At 72.2% G+C, this 12,749-nt stretch carries 9 protein-coding genes; 2 read left to right on the top strand and 7 right to left on the bottom strand.

All coding sequences use genetic code 11. From position 1 onward, the window contains the following. Positions 1-827 (bottom strand): acetyltransferase (locus tag ACOJTC_RS17630; RefSeq protein WP_420117704.1); only part of this gene is annotated, 827 nt, incomplete at its 3' end. A gap of 273 nt (positions 828-1,100) precedes the next feature. On the opposite strand from ACOJTC_RS17630, the gene ACOJTC_RS17625 reads away from it, so the two are divergent. Continuing rightward, positions 1,101-2,012 carry a hypothetical protein gene (locus ACOJTC_RS17625; protein WP_420117703.1) on the top strand — a complete coding sequence of 304 codons (912 nt, stop codon included), beginning with the start codon at positions 1,101-1,103 and terminating at the stop codon, positions 2,010-2,012. Between the two features lie 7 nt (positions 2,013-2,019). On the opposite strand, the gene ACOJTC_RS17620 is transcribed toward ACOJTC_RS17625, so the two are convergent. The 5 genes from ACOJTC_RS17620 to ACOJTC_RS17600 form a co-directional block, all read right to left on the bottom strand. Continuing rightward, positions 2,020-4,029, bottom strand: a complete 2,010-nt coding sequence (locus ACOJTC_RS17620; protein ID WP_420117702.1) for an FAD-dependent oxidoreductase — start codon at positions 4,027-4,029, stop codon at positions 2,020-2,022. Between the two features lie 103 nt (positions 4,030-4,132). Beyond that, on the bottom strand, positions 4,133-6,604 hold the full coding sequence (locus tag ACOJTC_RS17615) for a glycoside hydrolase family 2 protein (RefSeq protein WP_420117701.1): 2,472 nt from the start codon (positions 6,602-6,604) through the stop codon (positions 4,133-4,135). Then, positions 6,601-7,446 (bottom strand): carbohydrate ABC transporter permease, encoded by an 846-nt coding sequence (locus ACOJTC_RS17610; RefSeq protein WP_420117705.1) that lies wholly within the window; start codon positions 7,444-7,446, stop codon positions 6,601-6,603. Before ACOJTC_RS17610 ends, ACOJTC_RS17615 begins: the two co-directional genes overlap by 4 nt. A gap of 56 nt (positions 7,447-7,502) precedes the next feature. After that, entirely contained in the window at positions 7,503-8,516 is a 1,014-nt protein-coding gene (locus ACOJTC_RS17605) for a carbohydrate ABC transporter permease (protein WP_420117700.1), read from the bottom strand. A gap of 48 nt (positions 8,517-8,564) precedes the next feature. Next, on the bottom strand, positions 8,565-9,842 hold the full coding sequence (locus ACOJTC_RS17600) for an ABC transporter substrate-binding protein (RefSeq protein WP_420117699.1): 1,278 nt from the start codon (positions 9,840-9,842) through the stop codon (positions 8,565-8,567). A gap of 373 nt (positions 9,843-10,215) precedes the next feature. Between ACOJTC_RS17600 and ACOJTC_RS17595 the strand changes: the two genes are divergently transcribed. Beyond that, on the top strand, positions 10,216-11,235 hold the full coding sequence (locus ACOJTC_RS17595) for a LacI family DNA-binding transcriptional regulator (RefSeq protein WP_363795349.1): 1,020 nt from the start codon (positions 10,216-10,218) through the stop codon (positions 11,233-11,235). A 28-nt stretch (positions 11,236-11,263) separates the two neighbouring features. Here ACOJTC_RS17595 and ACOJTC_RS17590 read toward each other — a convergent pair. Further along, on the bottom strand, positions 11,264-12,749 hold a 1,486-nt coding region (locus ACOJTC_RS17590), incomplete at its 5' end, for a putative bifunctional diguanylate cyclase/phosphodiesterase (protein WP_420117698.1).

The following is a 12,749-nucleotide window of genomic DNA, read 5'->3' as shown; positions in this document are numbered from 1 at the left end:
TCCAGCTCGGCGACCACCGCGACCCGGTGGGCGTCCACGTCGGCCACCACCTCCCGGGCCCCCTCGGCCACCAACGCCGCGACCGAGTCGGCAAGCAACTCGCCCCGCGCCGCCCCGTCCAGCAGGCCGAGGTAGCCGAGCTGTGGGAAACAGGCGTCCCCGGTCGTCCCGGCGAGCCCGACCGGCTCCCCGTCGACCAGGGCGACCCGCCAGGTCGCGCCGGTCAGCCAGGCCCGTGGATCGGTGGCCAGGTCCACCCCGGCCACCGCCCGGGCGACCTCCCGGCCGGTCAGCACGGCCGGCTCGGGGATCCGGGCGACGAGGGCGTCGACCTCGCTGCCGTCGTTGGCCGGGCGGACGGCGTAGCGGCCGGCGGTCGCCGGCAGTGGGGTGCCCGCCCACGAGCAGCGGAGTCGCTCGCCCCGCTCGACCAGCCCGGCGAGTCGGGCCGCCGCCAGCGACGCCCGGACCACGGCGAGCACCTCCGGCCGCCGCCGCCAGTGCGCGGGCAGCCCGGCGTGATAGGGGTACGGGCCACCGAGCGCATCGTGGGCCGCCCGCAGCAGCTCGGCACCCACCTCAGGTTCGGCGGTCAGGTCGAAGCGGTCCAGCCAGGGCGCACCGACGGCCCCGGGCGGCAGGAGCCACGCGGCCCGACCGACCACCCGGCCGCCCCGCAGGGCGATCCAGGTGCGCTCGGGCCGGTAGCCACCCCCGGCGACACCGTCGGCGTAACCGACCTTGCGCAGTTGGGGCAGCGGGTCGGGCATGGACTCGAACAGATCTTCCTCGCCCGCGACGAGCGGGCGGATGACCAGGTCGGTCATGGGGAATCCTCCGGAAGGCGAACGCCCCGGTCAGATCCGCGTGGACGCCGGGACGCGGAGGGGGCGCAGAACATCGGACATCGTTCTGACCTCCTTCCGGCTCGACGGCGTGCCGCCGAACTTACCCAACGTGCCGGCACGGTCGCAACACCGCTGTCACGCTGATCGCCGGTCGGGAGCCATCCAGGGCTGACGCCGTGTTCTACCGTGGACGGTGCCGCAGGGCCGCAAGGACCGGAGGCGGTACGGATCGCCGAGCATCGTTGGGGAGAGATGAGCGCTCATCCGCACCCGGACGCAGAACCGGAACTCCCGTTCTCCTGGCTTGCCGACGCCCCGCTGTTCATCGACCGGGACCAGGTGTCAGCGTTCTACGACGCGGTGGTCATGCCCGAACACGAGACCGGCAAGATCACTCTGTCGACCAGGGACATCCGGGTGTCGAGGAGCAGCACCGGCGGAAAGCTGGGGGCCCGCATCGGAACCAGGGACCTGCTGGCCTCCCTCTTCCCGTTCCTCGATGCTCACGTCGCCCTGGAGGGGACGCACGGTCGCGAGAAGTCGACGCAGGCCGAGCAGGGAGACTCGATCGAGCTTCACCCGATCAGGAACCCGCACCGGCAACTCCTCCAACTCGCCCTGCACTATGCGGCCCATCTACCCGACAGGGTGACATTCGCCCAGGACGAGAGCTGGCTGGACGACCTCGACCGGAACTTCATCGGGGACAGCCCCCGGGCACTCGTCTTCGTCGATCTTCCCGCCGGGCAGGCGATCATTCCGCTGGCCGCCGAACTGGCGACCGGAAGAGTGGTTGCGATCTTCGACGACCTGGTGGCCGAGATCTCCCGCACCGTCCGTACGCTGCCGCCGCACTACCCGGCGACCGAGGAACCTGCGACGAAGCGCGAGTACTGGCGCTGGTTCTCGGACAACTACAGCGCCATCGCCGCGATGAACGTGCTCGAACGGGGCATCGGCGACGGCGGCCCGGCCCAGTGGGTGGATTACCGGGTCCACCTCAACGACAGGTCGCTCCAACTCTCCCTGCGGGGTCGGCGCAACTTCGAGACAGGAATCTACGCGTACTCGATGATCCGCCGTGGCAACCAGCACGGGCTGCGGATCGTGGGCACCCTGAAGTCCGGCCCCGGGCTCAACGTCCTCGCCGTCTTCGAGAAGTGAGGAAGGGTCAGGCCGGGACGAAGCGGGCCGCGTCGGCGACCACGTACCCGTCGGTGCCCTCGGTGCGGATCAGCACGCTGCCGGCCGTACCAGCCGGGAACTGGTACGTCCCCAGCGACACCCACTGCCCGCCCGACGTGCGCTGGTCGACCACCCGGGTGGTCACCCCGCCGCCGTGCACCACGTCGACCGGGACGTTGCCCGCCCGGTTCGGGTCGGCCGTCCAGCGCAGGTGGACCGTCCAGCTCCCGGCCGTCGGCAGGGACGGGGTGAACCGCAGCCGGTTGACGCCCTTGCCGGTGTTGCCGTCGTGCTCGTAGTCCGACCCCCAGTAGCCGCCGATCGCGGTGCTGCCCACCCAGACGCCGGCCCGGGTGACCCCGGCCGACCGGTTGTCCACCACGATCTCGCCGTCGACGGTGGGCGGCCAGGCGAGGATCTGCCCGTCCCGGCGCAGCCGGGCCTGGAGGGCCGCCACGTCCACCTGCTGCACCGGCACGCCCGCGTCGAGCGCCAGTTTCGCCGCCGTCGCCGCCGACTGGGCGAGGATCATGAAGACCGGTTCCATCCGGATCGACCCGTACGCGATGTGGGTGGCCGACAGGCAGACCGGCACGAACAGGTTGGCGCACTGCCCGGCGGCGGGCACGACCGACCGGTAGCTGACCGGGTACGGGCCGGGCACCCCGACCTGCACGTCCCCCTCGTTCTTGACCAGCCCGTCGACCACCACCCGCTGGCAGTTGTGCGAGTCCATGGTGTAGCTGGCCAACCCGATCGAGTCGGCGGCCCGCACGGTGCCCCGGCAGTCCCGCTCGGTCATCACGTACGCCGACACCATCCGGCGGGCCTCACGGACGTAGAGCTGCGGGGGCCAGTTGCCGGTGGCGGTGAACTCGTCGGCGGCCAGGCCCCAGCCGGCGACCCCGGACCGCACCGATGCCGGCAGCCGGGGGTCGTTGGCCAGGAACCACATCAGCCCCTGCTGGTACGTCAGGTGGTCGGCGGTCAGGCTGTCCCGCTGCGCCCGGCTCGCCGTCGGGTAGGCGTGGTTCGCGGCGATGAAGTCGGTGGAGAACGCCCCGGTGTTGTTCGAGTCGGTCTTGCCGCCGCCGACGCTCTGGGTGGTGAAGAACGGCCCGGTGTAGCCGGCCTGCACGTACCGCAGCAGCAGTTCGTAGTCGGCCGGGTCGTAGCCGGCCGGCTGCGGGAACGGGACCCGGCCGGCGGCCTGGGTCAGGCACCGCCGGAAGTTGTACGCCTGGATCCGGTCGTCGCCGGTGCCGTTGCGTGCGACCGGAGCGGCGGAGATGCCGGGAAGCAGCCCGCTGGCCGGGTCACCCGGCACCACGTACGGGTCGACCGGCCTGGTGAACTGGTGTTCCCCGCGCAACTGCACCCCGTTGATGGTCTCGCCGTACGCGGTGTTGGCCTCCCGGCCGACGGTGTACGACACCCCGGCGGCGGCCATCAGGTCACCCTCGTACGTCGCGTCGACGAACATCGGGCCGGTGAAGAGCTGCCCGTGTTCGGTGACCAGCCCGGTGATCCGGTCGCCGGCCCGCGTGACCGTGGCCAGCGGGGCGTCCAGGTAGACCGGGACCGCGTGCTCGGTGAGTAGGTCGTCGAGGACCCCGGCGGCCACGTGCGGCTCGAAGACCAGCCGCATAGGCGAGTCGGGGGTGACCGGGGTGCCGTGGTAGCGGGCGTACACCCGGCGGTAGAACTCCCCGGCGAGGCCACCGATGGCGGCGCTGGTCCCGCTGTCGGTGTAGCCGAGCCCGCCGGTGGTGAGCCCGCCGACGTGGCGGCCCGGTTCGACGATCACGGCGGTGCCGCCGAGCCGGCGCATCTGCACGGCGGCCATGATCCCGGCCGAGGTCGCGCCGTAGACCACCAGGTCGACGGTGACGGTGCCGGCGGCCAGGGCGGGCAGGCCGAGACCGGTGCCGGCGGCGACGACGAGGGTGGCCCCGCCGATACGGAACAGGTGCCGGCGGGTGAGCGTCAACGACATCACGGCTGCCCTTCGAGCGAGGGGAAGGAGCGCGCCGCCGCACCCGGAACGCATCGACCCTCGCTGATCGGATCGGGGCTGTCAAGGGGCGGCGACCCGTCGGTCAGCCCGCCGGGGTCCCGGTCGCGTCGCCGACCAGGTCGTTGACGCAGCGCAACACCGGCCGGGTGGTCAACGCCGCCGGGTCCAGCGGCGTACCGGAACGCACCGTGAACGTGACCGACTCCCCCGGCAGCAGGGTGACCAGCGCGGTGTCCACCTCGGCGGCCGGATCGAGCCGGTCCGGGAAGAGCGTCAGGTCCCGCAGCACGGTCCGCGCGGTGACCCGGACCCGCTGACCGCCGTCGACCGCCTCCACCGTCGCGTCGAAGCGGGCCGCCGGCCAGTGCGCGTCCCGGTCCTCGGCGAAGAACCACAGGGCCCGCTCGGCGGTGTCCCCGGCCTCGGCGACCAGCAGCTCCCGGCGTTCCTCCTCGGCCACCGCCAGGTCCGCCGGCAGCGGCACCGTCACCGCCGCGTACGCCGGCACGTCGAGCGGGTACGACGTCTTCGCCCTCGGCTCGCCGGTCAGGGTGGACCGGGTCACCGTCAGCGGGGCCCGCCACGGGGTGCCGGTCTCGTTCACCGCGACCAGCACCAGCCCACCGTCGCGGGGCTGGACGGTGAGCAGCCGGTCGGCGTACGCCCGGCGCAGCGCGTACCACAGGGGTTTGCGGCGCCCGTCGCCGTCGACGGCCGACCAGGAGGTGACCGGCCAGCAGTCGTTGAGCTGCCAGACGATGGTGCCGGAGCAGACGTCCCGGTGCGACCGGAAGTGTTCCACCCCCAGCTGGATGGCCCGCGCCTGGTTGAGCTGGGTCAGGTAGTGCCAGTCGTCGAAGTCGACCGGGGCGGGCAGGTGCGCGTCGAGGCCACGGCGCAGCTTGGCGTCCCCGTCGGCGGCCTTCTGGTGGTGGGCCATCCCCGGCGAGTCGGGCGCGAGCGGATCGTCGGACAACGCCCGGCGCAGCGTCGCGTACGCCGGGGGCGCCTGGTAGCCGAACTCGGCGACGAACCGGGGGACGTACTGGCGGTACTTCGTGTAGTCGTCGGTGTTCCAGACGTCCCAGATGTGTGTGGTGCCGTGCGCCGGGTCGTTGGGGTGGATGTCCTCGTCGCCCGACCACGGGCTTCCCGGCCAGTACGGGCGGGTCGGGTCCAGCTCGCCCACCACCCGGGGCAGCAGGTCGAGATAGAAGCCCCGGCCCCAGGTGCGGCCGGCCAGCGGCTCCTGCCAGTCCCAGTCGTGCCAGCCCCAGATGTTCTCGTTGTTGCCGGTCCAGAGCACCAGCGACGGGTGCCCGGCCAGCCGGGTCACCTGCTCGCGCGCCTCCGCCTCGACCTCGCCGCCGAACGGCTCCTCCTCCGGGTACGCCGCACAGGCGAACAGGAAGTCCTGCTGCACCAGCAGGCCGTGTTCGTCGGCGAGGGAGTAGAAGTCGGTCGACTCGTACCGGCCGCCGCCCCAGACCCGCAGCAGGTTGACGTTGGCGTCGGCGGCCTGGGTGAACCGCTGGGCCAGCCGGTCCCGGGTGATCCGGGTGGGGAACGCGTCGTCGGGGATCCAGTTGACCCCCCGGACCAGCACCGGCACGTCGTTGACGTGCAGGGTGAACGGGGTGCCGTGGGCGTCGGGGGCGGTGTCCAGGCGTACCGAGCGGAAGCCGATCCGCTGCGACCAGGTGTCCAGCGGGCGGCCGTCGGCCGTCGCCAGGGTCACCGTCAGCGGGTGCAGGGGCTGTGCGCCGTACCCCCGGGGCCACCACAACTCGGGGTCGGCGACGGTGAGCGTCAGCACGGCCGTGCGCTGCCCGGCCGCGACGGTCGCCTCGCCGGTCACCCCGGCGACCTCGGCGCGGACGGTCAGCGGCGTGTCCGTCGCCCGCTCCACCGCGACGTGCAGCTCCACCCGGCCCCGCCCGTCGACGACCGTCACCAGTGGACGGACGGTGCCGAGCCGGGCGGTCGACCAGGCGTGCAGCCCGATCTCCTGCCAGATCCCGGCGGTGACCAGCGTCGGCCCCCAGTCCCAGCCGAAGTTGCAGGCCATCTTGCGGATGAACGGGAACGGCTCCGGGTAGGCGTTGGGCCGGTCGCCGAGCCGGTCCCGCTGCGCCTCGGCGTAGCGGTACGCCGAGGCGAACCGGACGGCGAGAGTGTTCTCCCCCGGCCGCAGCGCCCGGGCCACGTCGAACCGGTACGACCGGTGCATGTTCGCGGTGCGGCCGACCTCGACACCGTTGAGCGTGATCGTGGCGACCGTGTCCAGCCCGGCGCAGACCAGCTCGACCCGGTCGTCGTCGCCGGGCCGGTGCACGAACGTGGTCGCGTACTCCCAGTCGGTGCGGCCGATCCAGGCAAGCGTCGTCTCGTTGGCGTCGAGGTAGGGGTCGTCGATCAGGCCGGCGGCGAGCAGGTCGGTGTGCACGCAACCCGGCACGGTGGCCGGCACCGACCGGCCGGCGACGGCGTCGGGCACCTGCGGCCCGGACACCGCGCGCAACTGCCATCCCTCGTGCAACGCCTGACGGTTCACGACTTCACCGCGCCTTCCATGATTCCCCGGACGATCTGGCGGCCGCCGATGAAGAGCATCACCAGCAGCGGGACCGTGGCGATGAACGCCCCCGCGAGCACCCGACGGTAGATGACGTAGTTGCCGCTCGCCAGATCGGAGATGGCCACCATCGAGGTCGGATAGTCGGTGCCGCTGAGCGTGATCAGCGGCCACTGGAAGTCGTTCCAGGTGGCCACGAAGGTGAGCAGGCCCAGCACCGCCAGGGCCGGGCGGATCGCCGGCAGCGCGATGCTGCGGTAGATCCGCATGGTGGTCGCCCCGTCGACCCGGGCCGACTCGACCAGCTCGTCGGGGACGCTGTTGACGATGAACTGCCGCATGTAGAACACCCCGAACGCGGTGACCAGGCCCGGCGCGATCACCGCCAGCAGGGTGCCGTTCCAGCCGAGCCTGCCCATCACGATGTAGAGCGCGACGATGCCGAGCTGGTTGGGCACGGTGAGGGTGAGCACGACGAGCAGCATCAGCGCGTTGCTGCCCCGGAACCGCAGCTTGGCGAAGGCGAACCCGGCCAGCGAGCAGAAGAACAGCACCGAGGCGGTCACCACGGTCGACACGATGACGCTGTTGACCAGGGAGGCGGCGAAGTAGACGTCCTGGAGGGAGAAGACCTCCTCCAGGTTGGCCAGGAACCGGTCGCCGGGCACGACCGCCGGGGGCAGCTTCGCCAGCGCCTCGTCGTCGCTGGTGGCGATGACGAACATCCAGTACAGCGGAAACGCGGCGAACAGGAAGGTCAACGACAGCAGCAGGTACGTGCCGAGGCCGGCGGGGGTGTCCTGCGGCGCGCGACCCAGCAGGGCGGGCCGGCGCCGCCTGCGGACCGGCGCGGTGGGTCGCGGCGGGGCGACGGCGCTCACCGGCGACCCCCCGACAGGCGGTTGGTGAGCAGGGTGTTGAGGCCGGTGACCAGCAGGATGATCAGAAACAGCGCCCAGGACATGGCGGCGGCGTAGCCGAGGTTGAGGTCCTTCCAGCCGACCTTGTAGATGAGCTGGGCGATGGTCTGCCACTCGCCGTTCGGCCCGCCGGTGGCTGCCTGCGCGTTGAGGTCGAACAGCATCGGCTCGGTGAACAGTTGCAGCCCGCCGATGGTGGACAGCACCACCGTGAACACGATCACCGGCTGGATCATCGGCACGGTGATCCGCCAGAGCTGCCGCCACGGGCCGGCCCCGTCGATCGCCGACGCCTCGTAGACGTCGCGCGGGATGGACTGCATGGCGGCCAGGTAGAGCAGGGCGTTGTAGCCGATCCACTTCCAGTTGACCATCGTGGCGATGGCGATCCAGGCGTGCGGCTTGTCGGCCCGCCAGTCGATCGCCGCGTCCCCCGTCCCGCCGATGCCCACCTCGGCGAGCAGCCAGTTCGCCATCCCGAAGCTGCGGGAGAAGAAAGCGCTGAACAGCATCGTCGAGGCCACGATCGGGGTGACGTACGGCAGCAGCACCCCGACCCGCCACCAGGTCTGCGCCCGCAGTTTGCGGTTGAGCAGCGAGGCGACCACCAGCGCCAGCAGCAGTTGCGGCACCGAGGAGAGCAGGAAGATGCCGAACGTGTTGTAGAGCGCGTTCCAGAAATCCTCGTCGCCGAACAGCCGGGTGAAGTTCGCGAACCCGGCCCAGTAGGGCAGGGTGGGGTCGTCCAGCCGGTAGTTGCGCAGCGCGACGACCCCGTTGAACAGCAGCGGGAAGAGCCCGAAGACGCCGAACAGCAGGAAGAACGGCGCGACCATCAGGTAGGGCAGGTAGCGCAGGTCGAACCGGTACAGCCGGTCACGCCAGCCGGGCGACCGGTCGCCGGCCCCGGAGGCGGCACGCTCCGGACCGGTGCGGTGACTCGACGGCGGCACGGCACGGGTGGTGGACACGGGGCACCCTCCAGGGCCGGGGACGGTACAGGGGCGGGCGACGTACGGTCAGGAGGTGCGGGCCTTCTCCGCCTCCTTGACCGCCTCGGCCCAGGCGGCGTCCGGCTTCAGGGTTCCGTTCTGCACCCGGTTGATGACGTTCTCCACGGCCACCCGGGTCGGGCCGTTCCTCCTGCCCAGGTACTGCGGGGTCAGCCCCTGCGCCATCTTCGGGAAGATCTGCCCGACCGGCGCGTCGTGGAAGAACGGGTTCTTGAACTCGGCGATCGCCGGGTCGGCGTAGAGCGCCGGCTGGGAGGGCAGGTTGCCGACCTTCTTGAAGATCTCGATCTGCTGCTCCGGCTGGACCAGCCACTCCAGCAGCTCGTACGCCTCGTCGACGTGCCTGCCCTGCTTGGGGATGGTGAGGAACGAGCCGCCCCAGTTGCCGCCGCCACCGGGCACCGCGGCGATGTCCCACTTGCCCTGGGTGCCGGGTGCGGTGTCCTTGATGTGGCCGAGCATCCACGCCGGGCAGGCGAGTACGGCGAACGAGCCGGCGGTGAAGCCCTTGTCCCAGTCGGCCTGGAAGCTGGCCAGGTTGGCCGAGAGACCGGCCTGGACCGCCCTGATCGTGTAGTCGAAGGCGACCTTCGGCCCCTGCTCCATCTGGAGCTGTTCCTGTTCGTCGTAGAAGCCGACGGGCTGCTGGCCCAGGATCGGGTTGAACAGGTTGGTGCCGGAGTCGAGGAACTTCTTCTTCGTCCGGCCGGTGTAGTCCTGGCCGACCTGGATGAACCTGTCCCAGGTGGGCCAGAGGGCGGAGACCTGGTCGCGGTCGGTGGGCAGCCCGGCGGCGGCGAACAGGTCGGTGCGGTAGCACATGGCGAGGCCGCCGACGTCGGTGCCGAGGCCGATCTGGGTCCTGCCGTCGGCCGACAGCGACTGCTTCCACTTCCACGGCAGGTACTTGCTCTCGTACGAGCCGGCGCCCTTGTCGAGCAGGTTGACGAACTTGTCGGACTGGCTGCGGAACTGGACCATGAAGCCTTCGTCGATGGCGGCGATGTCGGCTGCTCCGGAGCCGGCGACGAGTTTCTTCTGGAGATCCTCGTGCTGGGCGTTGTACTCGCCCGAGTTGAGTTGGATCTTGATGTTGGGGTGGTCGGCCTCGTAACGGGTCTTGAGGTCCTGAAGGCCGAAGTCGCCCCAGAAATTGATCTTCAGGGTGACCTGGCCGCCGCCGTCCGAGCCGGTGGTGCTCCTACCGCTGCACGCCGCGACCAGCGTCAGGCTGACGGCACCGACCGCCGCCGCGCGGGCCCAGCGGGTCCAGGACCGTGTCATCTCATCCTCCGCGCACGCTTGTGGAACGCTCCACACATCGAGGAACGTCGACTGAACCGGATAAGTCAGGCCACCGTACGACCCACCCCGGGCACTGTCAACGGCCGGTTAACAGCACCCCCGGCCGGTAACCGGACCTGCCCTCAACGCCCTGCCGACGCGCTCAGCGGGCCCTTCCAGCAGGCGGAAGGGACGCACCCCGCCCGGCGCGAACGGCACACTTAACCGAGCAAGCGAACCAGCCGCCCACGTCGATCGGGACCGGCCACGGCCGGGGACGACCGCCCGACCGGGCACCGGTAGCGTGAGGACCGCCGGCGACCCCGGCCCGAGAACGGCCTGCCCAGGCCGCGAGAAGTGGAGGAAACCGCCGGTGAAGCGGCCGACCATCGCCGACGTCGCCCGACGCGCCGGAGTGTCCAAGGGCGCGGTGTCGTACGCGCTCAACGGGCAGCCGGGCGTCTCGGAAGCCACCCGGCAACGCATCCTGGCGATCGCCACCGAGATCGGATTCAGCCCGAGCAGCGCCGCCCGCGCGCTCTCCGGCGCCACCGCCAACGCCGTCGGCCTGGCCCTGTGCCGACCGGCCCGGATACTCGGCATCGAACCGTTCTTCATGGAGCTGATCAGCGGCGTCGAGGCCGAACTCTCCGCCCGGTCGTACGCGCTGACCCTGCAGGTGGTGGCCGACCAGGAGGCGGAGATCGCGGTCTACCGCCGGTGGTGGGCCGAACGGCGGGTCGACGGGGTCCTCGTCTGCGACCTGCGGACCGACGACATCCGGGTGCCCGCCCTGGAGGAGCTGCAACTACCCGCCGTGGTGATCGGCGGGCCGAGGCACACCGGCACGCTGGCCCACGTCTGGTCGGACGACGCGGCGGCGCTCGCCGAGGCGGTGGAGTACCTGGTCGCCCTCGGCCACCGCAAGATCGCCAGGATCGGCGGGCTGCCGTCGCTGCTGCACACCGAGATCCGTACCGACGCCTTCGCCGAGGTGTGCGGCCGGCTCGGGCTCACCGACGCGGCGACCGTGTGGTCGGACTACACCGGCGAGGAGGGGGCGCGCGCCACCCGGCGGCTGCTCAGCTCCGCCCGACGCCCCACCGCGGTGATCTACGACAACGACGTGATGGCGATCGCCGGGCTCGCCGTGGCCCAGGAGATGGGCCTCGGCGTCCCCACCGACCTGTCCATCGTGGCCTGGGACGACTCCCCGCTGTGCCAACTGGTGCACCCGCCGCTGACCGCGCTCGGCCGGGACATCCCCGCCTACGGCGCGCACGCCGCCCGGCAGTTGCTCGCCGTCATCGCCGGTGAACCGGTGCGCGGGCTCCAGGACGAGACGGCGCACCTGACCCCGCGGGGCAGCACCGCACCGCCCCGGGTGAGGTGAACCGGTTCATCCCGACCCGACCTGACCGTCAGCGGGACGTCGTCGGAAACTCCGCGAAGTACGCCTCGACCCGCTCGGCGGTGGCCGGACGCGCCAACGCGAACCCCTGCCCGTACCGGCATCCGGCCCGGGTGGCCCGCGCCACGTCCGGCTCCGACTCCAGCTCGGCCATCACCACGGTCACCCCCAGCCGCTCCCCCAACCCCACCACCACGTCGATCAACGGGCGGGAATCCTCGTCCGGGTCGACCGGTCGGGGCTGCACCTTCAACAGGTCGATCGGCAGCCGACGCAGCTGGGCCAGGGAGGCGTGCTCCGCCCGGAAGCTGTCCAACGCGGTGCGTACCCCCAGCGACCGCAGGCCGGCCAGCCGGGCGACCACCGTGGGCAGGTCGGCCCCGAGCCGCGACTCGGCGATCTCCAGCACCAGCCGCTCCGCCGGGACGCCGTGTCCGGCCAGCACCGCCGCCACCCGGGGCACCAGATCCGGCGCCAACAGCTCGGCGAGGGTGACGTTGACCGCCAGCCACAGCTCCCGACCGCCGACCGACCAGTCGGCGAGCTGCCGGCAGGCCCGGTCGAGCACCCACCGGCCCAGCTCCCCCAGCAGACCGAGATCCTCGGCGACCGGCAGGAACTCGGCCGGCAGCACGGTGCCCAGCACCGGGCTGCGCCAGCGCAGCAACGCCTCGATGCCGGCCGGTCGGCGGTCGGCCCGCGCCAGCACCGGCTGGTAGACCAGGTCCAGCTCGCCCCGGTCCGCCGCCCCGGGCAGCTCCCGTTCCAGGTCCAGCCGGCGGACCAGCTCCTCCTCCAGGCAGGCGTCGTACCACTCGACCCGGTTGCGGCCGAGCTGGACGGCCCGGCGACGCGCCAGGTCGGCCTGACGCACCGCGTCCTGCGGCGACGTCGCGGCCAGCTCGGTCAGGCCCACGCCGACCCGGAGCCGGGCCATCCCGGTCGGCACCGGGCACGGCTCGGTCAACGCGGCCAGCAGCCGCTCGCCCAACGCGTACGCCGGGACCGGGCCGGCGTCGGTGACCACCGCGAACTCCTCACCGGACAACCGGGCGACCAGGTCCCGGGGGCCGACCACGTCGCGCAGCCGGCGGGCGGTGGCGGCCAGGAGCGGGTCCGGGCCGGCGGCGTCCCGCGCCGGGCCGAGCCCGTGCACGTCGAGCAGGAGCAGCGCGCCGGGGGTGCCGCCCCGTTCGTCGAGCACCCGCAGCAGCTCCCGCCGGGTGGACAGGCCGGTGAGCGGGTCGGTGGCCGCGCCCCGGGGCCGCCCACGCTCCGGCCGGCGACGGTCACCGACGTCGCGGACGTGCAGCACCACCGCGGCCACCTCCGGCACGGTCCGCTGGTCGCTCACCGTCGACTCGGTCTCCCGCCAGCCGCCGTCACCGGTCCGCATCCGGGCCACCAGGAGCGGCGCGGCGGGGTCGCCCGACAGTGGCACGGCGGGGTCGCCCGACGGTGGCGCGGCGGCATCGCCAGGCAGCGGCGCGGCGGCG

The organism is Micromonospora sp., from assembly GCF_048594385.1.
Classification (GTDB): Bacteria; Actinomycetota; Actinomycetes; order Mycobacteriales; family Micromonosporaceae; genus Micromonospora; species Micromonospora wenchangensis.
Note: the sequence above shows the minus strand (reverse complement) of the source record. Positions and strands in the feature narration are given on the sequence as shown.